This is a genomic window from Streptococcus oralis, from assembly GCF_024399415.1.
Lineage (GTDB): Bacteria > Bacillota > Bacilli > Lactobacillales > Streptococcaceae > Streptococcus > Streptococcus oralis_CS.
This window is the reverse complement of sequence record NZ_CP029257.1, coordinates 236,102-252,322: the sequence shown is the minus strand read 5'-3', so window position 1 is coordinate 252,322 and position 16,221 is coordinate 236,102. Positions and strand designations below refer to the sequence as shown.

The 16,221-nt window shown below is 41.8% G+C and carries 17 protein-coding genes and 1 tRNA gene; 2 read left to right on the top strand and 16 right to left on the bottom strand.

Going from position 1 to position 16,221, the window contains the following annotated elements; translation table 11 throughout:
* Positions 1 to 70: 70 nt before the first annotated feature.
* The 5 genes from DG474_RS01325 to DG474_RS01305 form a co-directional block, all read right to left on the bottom strand.
* On the bottom strand, positions 71 to 1,000 hold the full coding sequence (locus DG474_RS01325; RefSeq protein ID WP_071851870.1) for an ATP-binding cassette domain-containing protein: 930 nt from the start codon (positions 998 to 1,000) through the stop codon (positions 71 to 73).
* 10 nt (positions 1,001 to 1,010) lie between these two features.
* Complete coding sequence (locus tag DG474_RS01320; protein WP_255778440.1) at positions 1,011 to 2,078, bottom strand: ABC transporter ATP-binding protein; 1,068 nt, start codon at positions 2,076 to 2,078, stop codon at positions 1,011 to 1,013.
* 8 nt (positions 2,079 to 2,086) lie between these two features.
* Positions 2,087 to 3,013 carry an oligopeptide ABC transporter permease OppC gene (gene oppC, locus DG474_RS01315; protein ID WP_000103694.1) on the bottom strand — a complete coding sequence of 309 codons (927 nt, stop codon included), beginning with the start codon at positions 3,011 to 3,013 and terminating at the stop codon, positions 2,087 to 2,089.
* Positions 3,013 to 4,509 carry an ABC transporter permease gene (locus DG474_RS01310; RefSeq protein WP_000759894.1) on the bottom strand — a complete coding sequence of 499 codons (1,497 nt, stop codon included), beginning with the start codon at positions 4,507 to 4,509 and terminating at the stop codon, positions 3,013 to 3,015. The genes oppC and DG474_RS01310 overlap by 1 nt, the downstream gene beginning before the upstream one ends.
* A 66-nt stretch (positions 4,510 to 4,575) precedes the next feature.
* On the bottom strand, positions 4,576 to 6,555 hold the full coding sequence (locus DG474_RS01305) for a peptide ABC transporter substrate-binding protein (RefSeq protein WP_255778436.1): 1,980 nt from the start codon (positions 6,553 to 6,555) through the stop codon (positions 4,576 to 4,578).
* Between the two features lie 298 nt (positions 6,556 to 6,853).
* Here DG474_RS01305 and DG474_RS01300 point away from each other — a divergent pair.
* A tRNA-Cys gene (locus tag DG474_RS01300) sits at positions 6,854 to 6,924 on the top strand.
* Between the two features lie 133 nt (positions 6,925 to 7,057).
* Here DG474_RS01300 and DG474_RS01295 read toward each other — a convergent pair.
* From DG474_RS01295 to DG474_RS01245, 11 genes are all read right to left on the bottom strand, one after another.
* On the bottom strand, positions 7,058 to 8,389 hold the full coding sequence (locus DG474_RS01295; protein WP_255778434.1) for a hemolysin family protein: 1,332 nt from the start codon (positions 8,387 to 8,389) through the stop codon (positions 7,058 to 7,060).
* A 135-nt stretch (positions 8,390 to 8,524) separates the two neighbouring features.
* A complete protein-coding gene (locus DG474_RS01290) occupies positions 8,525 to 9,349 on the bottom strand; it encodes a DNA/RNA non-specific endonuclease (RefSeq protein WP_084917529.1) in 825 nt (274 codons plus the stop codon).
* A gap of 40 nt (positions 9,350 to 9,389) precedes the next feature.
* Positions 9,390 to 9,584, bottom strand: a complete 195-nt coding sequence (locus DG474_RS01285; RefSeq protein ID WP_000739701.1) for a DNA-directed RNA polymerase subunit beta — start codon at positions 9,582 to 9,584, stop codon at positions 9,390 to 9,392.
* Complete coding sequence (murA, locus tag DG474_RS01280) at positions 9,571 to 10,854, bottom strand: UDP-N-acetylglucosamine 1-carboxyvinyltransferase (RefSeq protein WP_000411918.1); 1,284 nt, start codon at positions 10,852 to 10,854, stop codon at positions 9,571 to 9,573. Before murA ends, DG474_RS01285 begins: the two co-directional genes overlap by 14 nt.
* Positions 10,855 to 10,877: 23 nt before the next feature.
* Entirely contained in the window at positions 10,878 to 11,108 is a 231-nt protein-coding gene (locus DG474_RS01275; protein ID WP_002892633.1) for a DUF1146 family protein, read from the bottom strand.
* 55 nt (positions 11,109 to 11,163) lie between these two features.
* On the bottom strand, positions 11,164 to 12,201 hold the full coding sequence (locus DG474_RS01270) for a SepM family pheromone-processing serine protease (RefSeq protein ID WP_049501597.1): 1,038 nt from the start codon (positions 12,199 to 12,201) through the stop codon (positions 11,164 to 11,166).
* Positions 12,185 to 12,673 carry a pantetheine-phosphate adenylyltransferase gene (gene coaD / locus DG474_RS01265; RefSeq protein WP_001280715.1) on the bottom strand — a complete coding sequence of 163 codons (489 nt, stop codon included), beginning with the start codon at positions 12,671 to 12,673 and terminating at the stop codon, positions 12,185 to 12,187. The genes DG474_RS01270 and coaD overlap by 17 nt, the downstream gene beginning before the upstream one ends.
* Positions 12,663 to 13,202 carry a 16S rRNA (guanine(966)-N(2))-methyltransferase RsmD gene (gene rsmD / locus DG474_RS01260; protein WP_070656921.1) on the bottom strand — a complete coding sequence of 180 codons (540 nt, stop codon included), beginning with the start codon at positions 13,200 to 13,202 and terminating at the stop codon, positions 12,663 to 12,665. The genes coaD and rsmD overlap by 11 nt, the downstream gene beginning before the upstream one ends.
* Positions 13,203 to 13,266: 64 nt before the next feature.
* Positions 13,267 to 14,259, bottom strand: coding sequence for an aspartate--ammonia ligase (asnA, locus tag DG474_RS01255; RefSeq protein WP_000747998.1), 993 nt, complete (start codon positions 14,257 to 14,259; stop codon positions 13,267 to 13,269).
* A gap of 109 nt (positions 14,260 to 14,368) precedes the next feature.
* Positions 14,369 to 15,052, bottom strand: a complete 684-nt coding sequence (locus tag DG474_RS01250; RefSeq protein ID WP_001076870.1) for a Bax inhibitor-1/YccA family protein — start codon at positions 15,050 to 15,052, stop codon at positions 14,369 to 14,371.
* A 54-nt stretch (positions 15,053 to 15,106) separates the two neighbouring features.
* Positions 15,107 to 15,847: a TrmH family RNA methyltransferase gene (locus tag DG474_RS01245; RefSeq protein WP_255778405.1), complete on the bottom strand. Its 741-nt coding sequence runs from the start codon at positions 15,845 to 15,847 to the stop codon at positions 15,107 to 15,109.
* A gap of 33 nt (positions 15,848 to 15,880) precedes the next feature.
* Here DG474_RS01245 and DG474_RS01240 point away from each other — a divergent pair, with 33 nt between their 5' ends.
* Complete coding sequence (locus tag DG474_RS01240) at positions 15,881 to 16,159, top strand: acylphosphatase (RefSeq protein WP_255778403.1); 279 nt, start codon at positions 15,881 to 15,883, stop codon at positions 16,157 to 16,159.
* The last annotated feature ends 62 nt before the right edge of the window (positions 16,160 to 16,221 follow it).

The following is a 16,221-nucleotide window of genomic DNA, read 5'->3' as shown; positions in this document are numbered from 1 at the left end:
TTTACAAGCTAGTAGAAGGGGAATTTTTCTATTAAAAATGAGAAGACCTTTCGGTCCTCTCCTAGTCTGTTTATTTTTTAAGAGCTTTCTTGTAACGAGCAAGTTCTGCTTGATTGGCCCAAACATAGTGACCTGGACGAATTTCTACCATAGATGGCTTATCTGTCTCATAGTCATGTTGGTCAGGATCGTAAACTTTCAAGACCTTCTTGCGTTCCAAGATTGGATCTGGAATCGGTACAGCAGATAGAAGTGCTTGAGTGTATGGATGGACAGGATTGTTAAACAACTCCTCTGTCTCCGCCACTTCGACGATAACTCCCTTATAGATAACTGCGATACGATCTGAGATAAAGCGAACAACTGACAAGTCATGCGCGATAAAGAGATAAGTCAAGCCCAACTCTTTTTGGAACTTCTTGAGCAAGTTCAAGACTTGCGCACGCACTGACACGTCCAAGGCTGAAATTGGCTCATCCGCAATAACGAAATCAGGTTCCATCACAAGAGCACGGGCAATCCCGATACGCTGACGTTGACCACCAGAAAACTCGTGTGGGTAACGGGTCAAGTGTTCTTTCAAAAGCCCAACTTCATGAATCATCTTTTGAACTTTTTCTTTTCGATCTTCTTCATCTTTAAACAAGTGATAGTTGTAAAGACCTTCAGAGATGATATAGTCAACTGTTGCACGCTCATTCAAGCTAGCTGCAGGGTCCTGGAAAATCATCTGGATGCGACGGATCAAATCTGATGATTCCTTATGAGATTTTTTCCCATTAATCTTATGACCATCAAAGATGATTTCACCTTTACTAGTATTATTTAAACCAATAATGGCACGACCAATCGTTGTTTTCCCACTACCAGACTCACCAACAAGAGAGAAAGTTTCTCCCTTGTTGATAAAGAAGTTTGCGTTTTTAACTGCGACAAACTTCTTACTTCCTTCACCGAAGGAAATTTCTAAATCTTTAATTTCTACTAATTTTTCAGACATTTCCTTCCTCCTAGTCTTCTAGATGAGCAAAGCCCATTTTATCACGAATCTTGTCATGCAAATCTGCGATGACCCCAGGTTTTTCAACTTTAGGAGCATTCTCATGAAGCAACCAAGTCTTAGCCCAGTGAGTATCAGTGACTGAAAACTGAGGTGCTTTCTGTTCAAAGTCAATTTGCATCGCATAATCTGAACGAAGGGCAAAGGCATCACCTTTCAACTCAGTATAAAGAGACGGTGGTGTTCCTGGGATAGAGTACAATTCCCCTTTATCATCAGCAAGCTGAGGCAAGCTAGATAAGAGACTCCAAGTATATGGATGACGTGGGTCGTAGAAAACTTCCTCAACAGTTCCGTATTCTACAATTTCCCCAGCATACATAACTGCTACCTTATCCGCAATACTTGCTACCACACCAAGGTCATGGGTGATAAAGATAATGGTAAAGTGGTACTCATTTTGTAAAGTTTTAAGCAAATCAATGATTTGCGCTTGAATGGTTACATCAAGGGCCGTTGTCGGCTCGTCACAGATTAAGATATCTGGACGACATGCAAGAGCAATCGCGATAACGATACGTTGACGCATCCCTCCAGAATATTGGAAAGGATACTCATCAAAACGTTTTTCAGCGTCTGGAATTCCGACCTTGTTCATATAGTCGATTGCCATATCTTTGGCTTCCTTAGCTGTTTTCCCTTGGTGTTTAACGATAACTTCAGTGATTTGGCTACCGATTGTATTGATTGGGTCCAAACTTGTCATAGGATCTTGGAAGATGGTCGCAATTTTAGCACCACGAATCTTCTCCCATTCCTTGTTAGAAGTAAGAGAGGTCAAGTCTTGTCCACGATAGTCGATGCTTCCTTGGGCAATACGTCCATTGTCTTCTAACATCCCTGTAAAGGTTTTTGTTAAAACAGATTTACCAGAACCGGACTCACCTACCAAGGCCAGAACTTCTCCTTCAATCAGGTCCAGAGACACTCCTCGGATAGCCGTCAGAACTTTGTCACGAACGTCAAATTCCACGACAATATCACGAGCAGTCAAAATTACATTTTTTCCTTTTATCATGTCTACTCCTATCTATGTGTACGTGGATCACTAGCATCCGCTAGGTTTTGACCAACAACGAAAAGAGATAGGGATACCAAGATCAAGGTTGTCAACGGAATCCAGAATAAGTAAGCGTTGGTCGTAACGTTTTGTGAGTAATCTGAGATCAAACGTCCCAAACTTGGCACTGTTACAGGCAATCCCAACCCAAAGAAGGAAAGGAAGGCTTCATAAGAGATGAAGCTTGGCAACATCAAGGTCATTGTAGAAACAATAACAGATACCAATTGCGGCATGATGTTTTTAACGATGATTTTAAAGGTTGGTGTTCCAAGTGTTTGAGAAGCAAGGTTGTATTCCAAATCACGGTAACGCATGATTTGGATACGAATCATATAAGCAATCCCAATCCAAGTTGTCACACTCATGGCAAAAATCAAATTCCAGAAACCAGCACCAATTGAGTAAGTCAAGACAATGACAATCAAGAGAGATGGAATGTTTGAAATAATGTTATAAACTTCCATCATGATACGGTCAACGGATTTTGAAATTCCCCAAATCCCACCAACAATAACCCCAATCACAAGGTTGATAAAAGTGGCAATTACAGAGATAAGAATTGAATTACGCGCACCAAACCAAACCCCATCAAACAAGGATTTACCATTGCTATCTGTACCAAACCAATGTTCAGCATTGGGTTTGATAAAACGAGCGCTAAAGTCATTGACCTTACTTACATCGTTAAAGTCAAAGTTTGAGAACATTGGATAAATAAAGCTCATCAAGATAATGGCAACCAAAATCCCCAACATAATGACTGTTGATTTTTTCTTTAGAAACTGTCTAAATACAGAACCCCAGTATGAATAGGCAGGAGCATCAATTGTTTCAGAGGCAAAATCGTCACGTTTTACGAACTGAAATTTTTCTTTATCGATTGTTGACATTATTTGCCCCCTTTCTCTGTCAATTTAATACGTGGGTCAAGCATGGTCATCCAGATATCTCCTACAAAGAGTGAGAAGATAGAAATACATGTGAAGATGAAGACGAGACCAACTACCATTGAGTTGTTGGATGCCTTAACAGAGTCAATCAACATTTTACCCATACCTGGGAAAGCAAAGACCGTTTCTGTCAATGTTGCACCACCGATAACCCCGATAACGGCACCAGGAATACCTGAAACCAAAGGAACCATGGCATTTTTAAAGATGTGTTTATTTGAAATTTCTTTTTCAGACAAACCTTTTGCACGAGCAAAACGAACGAAGTCCTGAGATTGCAAGTCGATCATGTAACGACGAATCCAGATAGCTGTACTTGGTGCACCCAGCAAACCTAGAATGACTGCTGGCAAGACATATGAACGCCAGTCCCCTGCTCCCAAGATAGGAAATGAATCTGGCAGACCGATAGATGATCCAATCAAGCGCACGATATAAACCAAGGCAATCGTTGGAAGGGCAAGCAAGAAGGTTAGAGCACCTGTCGAGAAGCTATCAATCCAAGTATTCTTGTGGCGAGCCATAGCAGATCCAAGTGGAATCGCAATCGCATACGAAATAATCAAACCAATCAAACCAGCAACCGCTGAGCTTGCGATCATTGAAGGATATTGATAATTGCTTTCTGTAGCTGTATATGGATCGTCTTTACCATAGTTGGCTACTTCACGCGCATCTGCTTGACTTGGAGATTTGTAAGTACGAGAGTAAATATCTACTGATGAAGTCTTTTTACCTGTAGGGAATTGAACTTCTGATGTCTTAGTTTGTCCCTGACCTTGTGTGATAACCTGAAGCACTGGTGTGTTTGCATAAGTTGGGTAAGAATCTCCCAAGTTAATGTTCACAAAGTTTTGGTGTACAAATGGGAATTGATTGTTGAAATACAAAAGGTATTTATGTTTTGTACCTGAACCAACCAATGACCAACCGATAGCAGGGTCATTTTCAAAACGAAGATAACGTTGCAAGTTTGGATTTTCAGGGTCTTGAATCTTATTTGGATGATCAATATCAATCAAGTTGGAATAGAATTTGAAAACACGTTCAAAAATCGGAATTTCACGCGTAGCATAGAATTGACCACTTTCTGAGAACACACCGAGTGTCCAACCATTTCCTAGTTGGTTGATGTATTTTTCATAGATTGCCTTATTGGTATCATTGGCATCCACTGTTACAGATGAGTCCATTGTGCTCGCTCTTTCTTGCAACTCTTTGGTATCGTAGTACTCGATATAGCCCATCCGTTCATAAACGGTATTTTCATAATTATCCCGCTTGTCCGGCGTCGTTGCAATCTTGTTATAGTTGGTATCCTGCTTGAAAATCAATTTTCGAGGAACCATCGTATAAATAATTGTGTATGTCAAGGTTGTCACCAAGAAAATAGACAACAATGAACGCAATACACGCATAAAAATATATTTCTTCATATCGTTTCCTTTTAAAATCCCAAAAGAACCTTCTCCTCATGGAGAGAAAGTTCTCTTGAGAGTTATTTATTTAACGTGATTAGCCAATTCTTTTTGAACTTTTTCGTTTGATTCTTTTTTCTCTTTGAGCCATTTTTCACGAGCTTGTTCATAATCAGCTTTTGTTACAACCTTATCTTGTAACTGAATATACTTGAAGTATACGTCTGAGCCCTTATCTCCAGATTGGCTGTATGATGCTGTGAATGGTACAACACGAGAAATGATTGGTGCAGCACCACTTGATGACATAGCTGGCAAGAAGAGTGAGCTGTCTGTCAACCAAGCTTGAGCAGCCGCATATTTTTCATAACGAACATTTAAGTCGTTAGTTTCCTTAGCAGCTTCATCAACTAACTTATCGTATTCTTTCAAACCAACTTGAGCCGCTGCAGCGTTATCTGCACCTTCATAACCCATGTATGTTTTTGTTTGTTCAGCATTCGTTGTCTTCAAGATATCAAGGTAAGTTGATGGATCTTCATAGTCAGGGTTCCATCCAACAGCACCTGAAAGATCCCAATCTTCTGCTGCTGCGCTAGCTGCGTAGTAAGTGATGTTGTTCAACTCATCTTTAGAAATTTGTTGGATATCAATGACTACGTTGCCTTCACCAAGTACTGTTTCAACGGATTGTTTGAAGGATTGGATACGTGCAATATAGTTTTTAGATGTTTGGTCTACTGGGATATCCAAGTGAATAGGGAATTTCACACCTTCTGCTTCCAATGCTGTTTTAGCTTTGGCAAATTCAGCTTTGGCTTTATCGGCGTTGAAGAGTCCATCTTGACCATCCGCAAAGTTTACGTTCTTCCATTCATCGCCATAAGCTGCCATCTTTTCAGTTACCAAGTCACCGAAAGTTTTTTCACCTGCAGAGACAAAACCTGGTTTCACAAAGAGGTTACGAACTGCAAGAGGAGCACCTTCTTTACCATTAATTTGTGCTGAGTAAGAAGTACGGTCAAAGGCGAAGTTCAAAGCCTGACGGAAGTCCTTGTTAAGAAGGGCTTTCTTGGTAGAAGTCTTCTCTTCATCAGTTGTTTTAGAAGTGTATTTGTAACCTTGACGGTCAATATTCACACCCAAACCACCAATACCAGGTCCTGATGGATTGTAGTAGATATTTTCTTTGTATGTTTCTTCTACCTTAGAGTAGTTTGAACTTGTTGGGAAGAGACGGGCATAGCTATAAGCTCCACTTGTAAAGTTACGTTCAATTGACTCTTGGTCTGACCCATCATAGAAAGCAAGGGCTACTTTATCAATATGAACATTATCTTTGTCCCAGTAGTTTTCATTCTTAGCGAACTCGATAGATGACTTAGCAGTCAAACCTTTCAGCAAGAATGGTCCATTGTAAAGCAAGGATGTAGGGTCAGTCGCTTTACCAAAGTCAGCCCCTTTTGATTTTTCAAAATCCTCGTTTAATGGCCAGAAGATTGAGTAGGCCATCTTAGAGTTCCAGTATGGTTCTGGCTGATTCAAAGTATACTCAAGAGTATAATCATCAACTGCCTTTACACCGACTGAAGAAAAGTCTTTATTGTTTCCAGCTGTATAGTCAGCTAGACCTTTAACTGAATCTTCTGCTAGATAAAGGGCTTCTGATTTTTTATCAGCTGCGTGTTTCAAACCATTTACAAAGTCCTTAGCAGTAACTTCTGCGTACTCTTCTCCGTCAGATGTAAACCATTTGACACCTTTACGAATCTTGTAGGTATAGGTCAAACCATCTTTTGAAACTGACCAGTCTTCTGCAACTGCAGGAACTAGGTTCCCGTATTGATCATTTGTAAAGAGACCATCGATACCATTTGAAGTGGCAATCTTAGTACTTTGTTTCCCTGAAATGAGGTAATCCAACGTTTCTGGATCAGCTGTATAAACATAACCATAATTTTTTGGCGCTGTTGAATCAGATGATTTTGAAGAACCGCAAGCAGCTAGTACTCCTGCTGCTAATAAAGCAACTCCTGCTGCAACAAATACTCTACTTTTTTTCATGTTTTTAACTCCTCTTGAAAAATTTAGGCTTATTGGAAATTATAACATATATTTTTTAAAAAGTAAACGAATTTTCAGAATATTTAGGCGCATTTCCTCAAAAAACTTCTATTTGTCAAAATTCTTGCATTCTTTATTTGTATCCGCAAGAAATACTTTCTAGTCCGACCCTCTTCAGAACGGGATTTTTACAAGCTTTTTCTCACTTCTTCAATCATCATCTGTTTTCTTAAATTGGATTTTAGAATAAGAAACTATTGACGGGAAATGATTTTCAAGGTATAATAATAAACGTTGAGGCGGTATAGCCAAGTGGTAAGGCACGGCTCTGCAAAAGCTTGATCGTCGGTTCAAATCCGTCTACCGCCTTTCAATACCTGAATGAACAGGAATTAACCAAATGAAAAGCCCGTAAAATCGGGCTTTTTTGTTATTCCAAATAGATAGGGATAACTGTATCTACCATATAGGTTTACATAAAGCAGTGACTCAAGTCACTGCTTTATTCTGTTTCTTCTTCAGGTTCTAGTTCTGTGATTTGAACTTTTACCTTGGTAACACGTCCGTTTTTCACCTTGTCGTTGGTGAGTTTAATTTGTTTGTTTTGGCTAACCAGTTGGTAACTGATTTTCTCAGTGGTTGGAATCGTTCCAACACCCGTCAAATAATAACCGGCGATGGTATCCACATCATCGCTTTCTAGTTCGACACCAAAGTAGTTATTGAAGTCGTTAAGATTCATGGTTCCCTGTGCAATATAGGTGTCCTCACCGATTTGATGGACTTCGATTTCTGCTCGGTCTGTCTCATCGTCGATTTCTCCGACAATCTCCTCCAGCAGGTCTTCCAGTGTGACCAGTCCAGCCATACCACCGTATTCATCGAGCAAAATGGCCATTTGTCTTTGGGTATTTCGCAATTCTTTTAGCAAGTCATCCACAAAAATAGTTTCAGGAACAAAGAGTGGATCTTGTAAGATCTTCTTCCAGACAATGTTTTCAAAGCCATCTGCATAGGCAGCGTTTAGCAAACGCTTGGTATGAATCAAACCAATCACATTGTCCTTATCCCCATCATAAACAGGGATACGTGAGAAATTTTGCTTTAGAATACTTTGGATAATGGTTTGACTATCATCCTGAATATCCACCATAAAGGCATCTGTCCGAGGAACCATGACTTCTCTCGCCATCAGCTCATCTAGAGAGAAGATCCCTTGTAACATCTCGATTTCGTCCGCATCCAAAGTTTCCTCACTTTTGGTCAACATGTACTCAATTTCATCTCGAGTCATTTTTTCATCCGCATCATCAAAGGTCATTGGCGTTAAACGACTCAAGAGATTAGTTGAAGCAGATAACAACCAGACAAAGGGACTGACAATCTTCCCAAGTCCAATGATAATCGGAACAGAGCGAATGGCTAAGGCATCTTTTAGATTAAGGGCAATCCGTTTAGGATAGAGTTCACCAAAAACAATAGAGATGTAGGTCAAGAATGCCAAAGAGAGAAAACTTGCAATAGCATAAGCTGTTTCACTATTTCCCATCCAAGATGCGATTTCGCGTCCCAGCGTTTCTGCTAAACTGGCCCCTGACAAGATCGTGATCAAGGTGATACCGACTTGAATTGTTGATAAAAAGTGGTTAGGATTTTCAAGTACCTTTAACAAACGAATGTAACGTTTGTCTCCCTCTTCTGCCTTTTGTTCTACTCGGGAACGGTTTAGTGACACCATCGCCATTTCAGTGGCTGAGAAAAAAGCATTTAACAGGGTCAAGATAAATAACAATACAAACTGTAGCAACAAATTCTGACTGCTCGGGTCTTCCATAGTCCTTCTCCTAAAATAGTATCTTGTGTTCCATTATATCATAAAATCCCTCAGGATTCACATTATTTTTCATTTAAACAACAACTCCCCTGCCTCTAGAAGACAAAGGAGCTGTTTTTATAGTATCTATTACTTCTAATCTGTCACTGTTACTTGCCCTGTTCGGTAATCAAGCTGGATTCCCTTTTGAACATTGGGGATTAGGACATTGAATTCCAATTCGCCATCTGAAGACTTGGCTTCGATTTGTGAAGCGGATGGAACTAAGTCCTCATTTGTCGCATAGTGGAGCGTCACCCGATAACGGACTCTCTTATTTTGGTCCAAGACTTTTCTGACCAAACTCTCATAGTAGTTCTGACCTGTCGAATCTTCAGCCTGTGCTTGGTTTGCCCAAGCTGTCTGGACTGCAATGTTCTTGGGATTGCTAGTAGAGGCATCAAAACCATCCAAACCACCTATCAAGGCATAGCCCAGCAGGTGTCCTCTATCAACTGCATGTGTGTAGGCTCCCTTTAGATTCTTGACCTGATGCCATCCTGGTGGCGTCCAAGAGGTGGATCCATTTCCAGTTTCTTCACGATTTTTATACTGCCGAGTCGCTTTGGATAAGATGGCATTGGCAACAGTTGGAACTGTTTCTTTTCCAACTATCTTTGTCTTATTATCCGCATAGGGTTTGCTAGAAACCTTGGCATCTAGATTGGTTTTATTGCCATTGACAATGAAGGCCCCTGCTCCATTCCACTCGAGCCCCCCCTTGATTTGGTTTTTGATTGACTCAGTTAAGACACTTTCAGCAAGCTCCTGACTGGGAGCTTCTGAAGCTTGTTTTTTCTGACTAACCTTGGTTCTAGGGGTGTTTGGCGCTGTCTGCATCTGCTTGATGTAATAGCTTCCAGCAGCCAAGAGTAAGAATAGAAGTAACCCTATCAGAGCTTGTCTTGTTTTTTTGTCCATTTTTCTCCTTATTTCTTTAGAAAAAGACTGGTCTCCCAGTCTAATTTCCTGTAAATTTGCTAATCAATTCCTGCCACTTTGCTGGAGACAAGATTGCCCATGGATCCTGTCCCTTTCCTAGGATACCATAACCAACCATCAAGCCGATTCCTAAAGCCAAAAAGCCTAGCAATAGTACGATAAAAATCAACAGTAAACGACGGAGTACATAGCGTAAATTTTTATTCTTCTTCATCATTTGCCTCGATTCGCTGAATCTTCGCTCCTAGCTGAGCCAATTTCTCATGAAAACGGTAGTAACCTCTATCAAGGTGGACTAACTTACCGACAACTGTTTCTCCCTGCGCCACCAGACCTGTCAAAATCAAAGCAGCACTAGCGCGAAGATCCGTTGATAGAACTTCAGCCCCCTGTAAAGCTTGTCCCCCAACAATACGAGCCGTGTCACGGATAATCTCTGAATGCAAACCCATACGGCGCATTTCCTCTAAGTGTTGGAAGCGATTCTCAAACACCGTTTCCACCATGGTGGATTCCCCTTTTGCGACTGTCATCAGAGCTGTAAATTGCGCCTGCATATCTGTTGGGAATCCTGGATGTGGTAAGGTTTTTACATGAACAGCCTTGAGATTTTCCAGTTGAGAACGAACACGGATGCCTTCTGACTCCTCTGTCACTTCAACGCCCATTTCAAGTAGTTTTGAGATCAAGGGGCGATTATGTTCCCAGACTGCATCTCGAACGAGGACATCGCCACCTGTCATAGCTGCCGCTACCATAAAGGTTCCTGCTTCGATACGGTCCTGTACCACATTATGAGTCGTACCATGGAGTTCCTCGACACCAGTCACTGTGATTGTTTCGGTACCAGCTCCCTTGACCTTGGCTCCCATTTCATTAAGGAGAATAGCGAGGTCAACAATTTCCGGCTCACGCGCAGCATTTTCTATCACTGTCACACCGTCAGCTAGAGTTGCCGCCATCATGAGGTTTTGTGTTGCTCCGACACTAGGGAAGTCCATGTAGATATGAGCGCCATGCAGGCGTTCTGCCTTGGCTTCGATGTAACCAGCTGTCTGGGTAATCTTTGCCCCCATAGCTTCCAAACCTTTGAGGTGGAGGTCGATGGGACGACTCCCGATAGTGCACCCTCCTGGCATAGAAACTTTGGCATGGCCTACACGAGCAAGGATTGGTCCCAAGACAACGATGGATGCACGCATCTTGCTGACATACTTGTATGGAGCTTCCTCCGTGATATCACCAGTCGCATCAACCTCGACAACATGAGCTTCCTCATCAAAGTCCACCTTGGCATTCAGACCTCGAACCACTTGATTCATGGTGAAAACATCTGACAAGATTGGGACGTTCTGCAAGACTGTCTTACCCTTGCTTGCTAGAATAGTCGCTGCCAACAAGGGCAAGACGGCATTCTTTGCCCCCTCGATGGTCACACTCCCGACCAGACGATTATCACCGCCTTGAACCACAATTTTTTCCATAGTTGTTTCCTTTACTTTTGATTTTATAATAGTCCTCTAAGTGCTTCTTGCCACAGTTGGTACAAACTGATAAAGAATGAACTCAAGATGTAGCCCATCACAATACTAAAGAAGCCTACCAACAAACGAACTTTTTTTGTGTTAGTAGCGGTCACTTTTAAAACCTTTTCCCATCTCACAAGATCCTTCAAAAGGTAAAAACTCAAATAAATAAAGAGTATATGACTACTTAGAGTGAATAATAATTGAACCATTTGACTATTATACCATCTTATCCGCTTGCGCGCTAGTTTTCAATTTTTCTACGAATTAGGGATTGTTTTTAAGGTAATCAATCGCATCCTGCAAGGTCTTAACGGGAACGATTTTCATCTCTGTTTTGATCGTTTTAGCAGCTTCTAGGGCTGTTTCATAGTTGCTTTTCGCATTGGGATCTGCTTTTTTTGCTTCCTCAGTGACTGGATTGTCAGGAGCAAAAAAGATGTTAGCTCCCTGACGAGAGGCTGCAACCACTTTTTTGTCAATTCCACCGATGTCTCCAACATTTCCATCGCGATCAATGGTTCCCGTTCCCGCAACGACGCGACCATTACGAAGTCCTGGATCTGCTATCTGAGTGTAAATAGCTAGACTAAACATAAGACCGGCACTTGGCCCGCCAATACCAGCTGTTGAAAAGCGAATTGGAACGTCACTGGTCACTTCCGTACGGTCAATCAAGCCAATCCCAATCCCGTTTTTCCCGTTTTCGAGAGTGATAATTTTACCTTCTGCAGACTTGACTTTTCCGTCTTCCTCATAGGTTACCTTGACCGTGTCTCCTAATTGTTGAGAATTGACATAGTCGACCAAGTCTTTTGAACTGTCAAATGTTTTGTCATTAACAGCCGTCACGGTGTCTGCTATGTTCAGAATGCCCTTAAAAGTTGAATTGTCCGTCACGGTCAAGACATAAACTCCCAGATACTTGAGTTCGATATCCTTTCCAGCCGTCTTCAATCCTTGATACTTGGCCATGTTTTGGGACGTTTGCATGTAGAACTGATTGATCCGCATAAATTCTGCATCAGTAGAGCCACCCGTAGTCTCCTTGGCACTTCTAATATCTGTGAAAGGTGTTAACCAAGCATAGACAAGATGCGATAGGGTTGCGTGTCGAATACCGACTGTTACAAACTGGTAAGCTCCTGCTTCTGTGTCTTCTGTTTCATTGACTTTCAAAACGCGACGAATATCTTCCGCTCCACCTGGAACTTCTATGTAGTAAGGTAAAGGTACTACAAAGGCTAAAAAAGTCAATACTAGTGCTAGGATGACATATAAGGGCCATCTAGTTTTTTTCTTCATGTTCTAATTCCTCCACAACACTGTTTGGGACATATTGCTGAATCTCCTGACCAAACTTCAGAAGTTCTCTCACGGCCGAAGAGCTGATATAAAGATGCTCTGGGCGGCTATATAGGTAAATGGTTTCGATTTCTGGAGCCAGTTGATGATTGTAGTAGTCAAAGCTAGACTCGTATTGCAAGTCGGTGGTATTTCGCAAGCCACGGACAAGGGTCTTAGCACCCAGTCTTCTTGCAACATCAACGACTAGTTGATCATGAGAAGCCAGCACCTCTACATTATCTAAATGCGCCACCGCTTTTTCGACTGCCCGTTTGCGGTTTTCAACAGGGAGAAAGCCTTGTTTGTGGGGATTGTAGAACACCCCGACATAGAGCTTATCAAAGAGTTTGCTGGCACGTTCAATGATATCCAGATGTCCATTTGTCATAGGATCAAATGAACCTGTAAATAATCCAATTTTATCTGACATAGACCGTCACCTTACTAATCCCATATATTTTTTCCTTCCAGATACCTAAGCAGGCGATTTCTTCTGGTAGTTCTACAGACTTATCGGTTTCACAGACAACCATGATCTCTTCGGAGAAAAGGTTTCTTTCTGCCATTTTTTCGATATCTGCAACGATTTGTTCCTTGGCATAGGGAGGGTCTAAAAAGACCAGGTCAAAGGGACCTTTCACTTGCTCCAAGGCTCGGTCAGCCTCCATCTTTAAGAACTGAAATTTGGAAGCTTCCTTGGTCATTTGGATATTTTCAGCGATGACAGCTTGTGCCTTTCGATCCCGTTCCACTAAGACAGCATGGGACATCCCACGCGAGACTGCCTCAATGGATAAGCCACCACTGCCAGCATAGAGATCCAAAACACGACCACCCTCAAAATAGGGACCTATCATGTTAAAGATAGCTCCACGCACCTTATCTGATGTCGGCCTCGTCGTCTTGCCTTCTAGCGTCTTGAGGGGACGCCCTCCGTAGATTCCTGATACGATTTTCATACCGTTTATTATACCAAATTATAGGCAAAAAGAGAAAGAAAACCGAACCTTGCGGTTCGATTCTCTACAAAATATTTTCGTACGTATCGCGAACTTCTTGAGGCCAAACACTGGTCTGAACCTCTCCGATGTGTTTCTTACGAAGAAGGAACATGGCCATCCGAGACTGTCCGATCCCTCCACCGATTGTCAGTGGAAAAAGGCCGTTAAGCAGGGCTTTATGCCATTCCAGCTCAAGACGATCTTCGTCTCCTGTAAGAGCCACTTGGCGACGAAGGGTATCCTCATCTACCCGAATCCCCATTGATGAAAGTTCAAAGGCACAACCAAGAGATTCGTTCCAAACGAGAATATCGCCATTCAACCCTTTGTAGCCATTTTCAGACTCTGTTGTCCAGTCATCGTAGTCAGGTGCACGGCCATCATGAGGTTTTCCGTCAGGCAACTCGCCACCGATACCAATCAAGAAGACTGCACCAAACTCTTTACAGATTGCATTTTCACGCTCTTTTGGTGTCAAGTCTGGGTAACGTTCTACCAACTCTTCTGTATGGATAAAGGTGATTTGCTTTGGCAAGATGGATTCGATATCATAGCGGGCTTCTACGGCTAGCTCTGTCAGACGAATAGCCTTGTAAATCTTCTCAACGGTTTCTTTGAGATAGGCGATATTGCGTTGACCATTTGGGATAACCTTCTCCCAGTCCCACTGGTCCACATAAACTGAGTGGGTCGCATCAAGCGAATCTTCGTCTGGACGAAGGGCCTTCATGTGAACAAATAGACCCTCACCTTCACCGAAACCAAAACGAGCCAAGGTGTGGCGTTTCCATTTGGCAAGTGAGTGAACGACTTCATAGGTTTCATCTGGAATCTGCAAAACCTTGACAGATACTGGATTTTCGACACCTGACAGGTTGTCCTGCATCCCATCTCCGACCTTGCTCAAGATAGGACCTTGAACTTCAACAACTTCTAACTTATCTTTCAAATACTGGGTAAAGGTATTTTTAACAAAGGAAATTTCTTCTTGTTGATGAATAAAACTTTTCTTCATAAACAGCTCCTCAAAAATTAGTTAAAAGCATTATACACCTATTTCCAAGAAAAGAAAAGAGTAAATAAGAAAAAGTCAGTGCTCTTTTGAACACTGACTCTGACATTCATTAATCGTTTCGACCAAAGATTCGTAAGATGCTAAGGAAGAGGTTGATAAAGTCTAGGTAGATGCTAAGCGCCATTGAGATGACCCATCCTGTCGCTACTTGTCCTCGTGACTGTTCATAAACATAGCGAATCTTTTGGTTATCCCAAGCAATCAAACCTGAGAAGACCAAGACCATGGCAATACTAATCATGTAGTCAAAGAAGCTATTGGCTAAAAATAGATTCACAACCATGGCAATGATGAGACCAACAAGCGCCGCCATCAAAGCTCGGCCCATTCCACTCAAATCTTTCTTAGTGAAAATTCCGATTGCCGCCATGACAAAGAAGAGAAGGGCGCTGGATACAAAGGCTGATAAGACGGTCCCAGGTGTATAGAAGGCTACGACAAAGCTAAGGGTAAAACCATTTAAAACAGAATAAACTAAAAATACTGGGAGAGCTGCTGGGCTATTTTTGGCAGCCATGCTACTTGCAACAAAGACTAGAGCAAGTTCTGCAAAAGTTGCAATCATCAACCAGAGACGGCCATGCATTAAAAAGTAGACTAATTGGGACTGAAAGACTGTCAACATCAAAGCTGACACGAGAGCCGATAGACCAATCCCAAGTCCCACAAAGGCATAAACCTTAGCGTAAAATTGATTAAGACCTGAACGTTCTTGAATAATCGTTTGATTCATTCTGATTCTCCTTTTTCTATAAATATGTCTTGATTATAACAAAGATTTTATAAATTAGCTAAAATAAAACATCAAAATTCCTGCTGCAACTGCTACGTTGAGACTTTCTGCTCGGCCTTTCATGCCAATATGAACCAGCTGATCAGCACTCTCAGCCATGACAGAACTAATTCCTTGTCCTTCATTTCCCATGACTAAAGCAAAGTTTTCTAAGGGAGAAAGCTCACGATAATCCTTTGACTCTCTCGATAAGGTCGTTGCCAGAATGGGCAAATCGCTCTTCTTTGCCTCCTCTACAAAGGTGGCAAGAGACATCCGATAGATGGGTAAATGAAAATGACTTCCTTGCATGGAACGCAGGGTCTTAAGACTGTAGATATCCGCTGACTTGTCTGAAACAATAACCCCTGTAAAACCTGCAGCATCCGCAGTCCGAACCATGGTGCCAACATTACCAGGATCTTGGACGTCTTCTAAAAATAGAAACTTCCCCTGATGGAGTTCAGGCAGTCCCACTTCTTCTTTCTGAATCACCGCAACAATCCCTTGAGGAGTTTGCGTATCTGCCAAATCCAGCAAAATCTCCTCTGAAACCCAGATAGTTTGAGGAAAAGCGGCTAGCTGACCTCGGTAACTTTCTAGGGCAAAGACCTTTTCAATCGTCACTCCAGCTTGAACAGCTTCTTCAAACAAGTGCCAGCCCTCAATCAAATAAGCAGACTTTCGATATTTTTTTTGATGTAATTTCTTGGCATTTTTTACCACAGAATTGGCTTTTGAGGTTATAATAGTCATAGAAACATTATAACACAATCAAAGGGGTTTGGTATGCAAAAGGTTAGAATGATTGCCCAAGGCAGGGTTCAGGGTGTTGGTTTTCGCTGGGGTGTTTATACTTTAGCTCTTGAAATGGGTGGCATCACTGGTCGTGTCTGGAATAATGACGATGGCACAGTGGAAATTCTTGCTCAGGCAGACTCCTCTGCCACTATGGCAAAATTTATCCAAGAAATCCGAAAAGGTCCGACACCTTTTTCAAAAGTTACCTATCTGGATGTGCAAATGAGCAACTTTTCATCCTATTCAGACTTCAAAGTCGCAAATTAGGTCTCCAGAACTATTGTATATTTTACAAAAAAACAGTAGAATAGAAAGGTATAATTTTTAAA

Excerpts from the sequence above, each read along its gene's own strand:
- DG474_RS01320 (WP_255778440.1), bottom strand. The coding sequence starts at position 2,078 with ATGATAAAAGGAAAAAATGTAATTTTGACTGCTCGTGATATTGTCGTG.
- DG474_RS01305 (WP_255778436.1), bottom strand. The coding sequence starts at position 6,555 with ATGAAAAAAAGTAGAGTATTTGTTGCAGCAGGAGTTGCTTTATTAGCA.
- coaD (WP_001280715.1), bottom strand. The coding sequence starts at position 12,673 with ATGTCAGATAAAATTGGATTATTTACAGGTTCATTTGATCCTATGACA.
- DG474_RS01245 (WP_255778405.1), bottom strand. The coding sequence starts at position 15,847 with ATGACTATTATAACCTCAAAAGCCAATTCTGTGGTAAAAAATGCCAAG.
- DG474_RS01270 (WP_049501597.1), bottom strand. The coding sequence starts at position 12,201 with ATGAAGAAAAAAACTAGATGGCCCTTATATGTCATCCTAGCACTAGTA.
- rsmD (WP_070656921.1), bottom strand. The coding sequence starts at position 13,202 with ATGAAAATCGTATCAGGAATCTACGGAGGGCGTCCCCTCAAGACGCTA.
- DG474_RS01240 (WP_255778403.1), top strand. The coding sequence starts at position 15,881 with ATGCAAAAGGTTAGAATGATTGCCCAAGGCAGGGTTCAGGGTGTTGGT.
- asnA (WP_000747998.1), bottom strand. The coding sequence starts at position 14,259 with ATGAAGAAAAGTTTTATTCATCAACAAGAAGAAATTTCCTTTGTTAAA.
- oppC (WP_000103694.1), bottom strand. The coding sequence starts at position 3,013 with ATGTCAACAATCGATAAAGAAAAATTTCAGTTCGTAAAACGTGACGAT.
- DG474_RS01250 (WP_001076870.1), bottom strand. The coding sequence starts at position 15,052 with ATGAATCAAACGATTATTCAAGAACGTTCAGGTCTTAATCAATTTTAC.
- murA (WP_000411918.1), bottom strand. The coding sequence starts at position 10,854 with ATGGAAAAAATTGTGGTTCAAGGCGGTGATAATCGTCTGGTCGGGAGT.
- DG474_RS01285 (WP_000739701.1), bottom strand. The coding sequence starts at position 9,584 with ATGAAGAAGAATAAAAATTTACGCTATGTACTCCGTCGTTTACTGTTG.
- DG474_RS01290 (WP_084917529.1), bottom strand. The coding sequence starts at position 9,349 with ATGGACAAAAAAACAAGACAAGCTCTGATAGGGTTACTTCTATTCTTA.
- DG474_RS01310 (WP_000759894.1), bottom strand. The coding sequence starts at position 4,509 with ATGAAGAAATATATTTTTATGCGTGTATTGCGTTCATTGTTGTCTATT.
- DG474_RS01295 (WP_255778434.1), bottom strand. The coding sequence starts at position 8,389 with ATGGAAGACCCGAGCAGTCAGAATTTGTTGCTACAGTTTGTATTGTTA.
- DG474_RS01325 (WP_071851870.1), bottom strand. The coding sequence starts at position 1,000 with ATGTCTGAAAAATTAGTAGAAATTAAAGATTTAGAAATTTCCTTCGGT.
- DG474_RS01275 (WP_002892633.1), bottom strand. The coding sequence starts at position 11,108 with ATGGTTCAATTATTATTCACTCTAAGTAGTCATATACTCTTTATTTAT.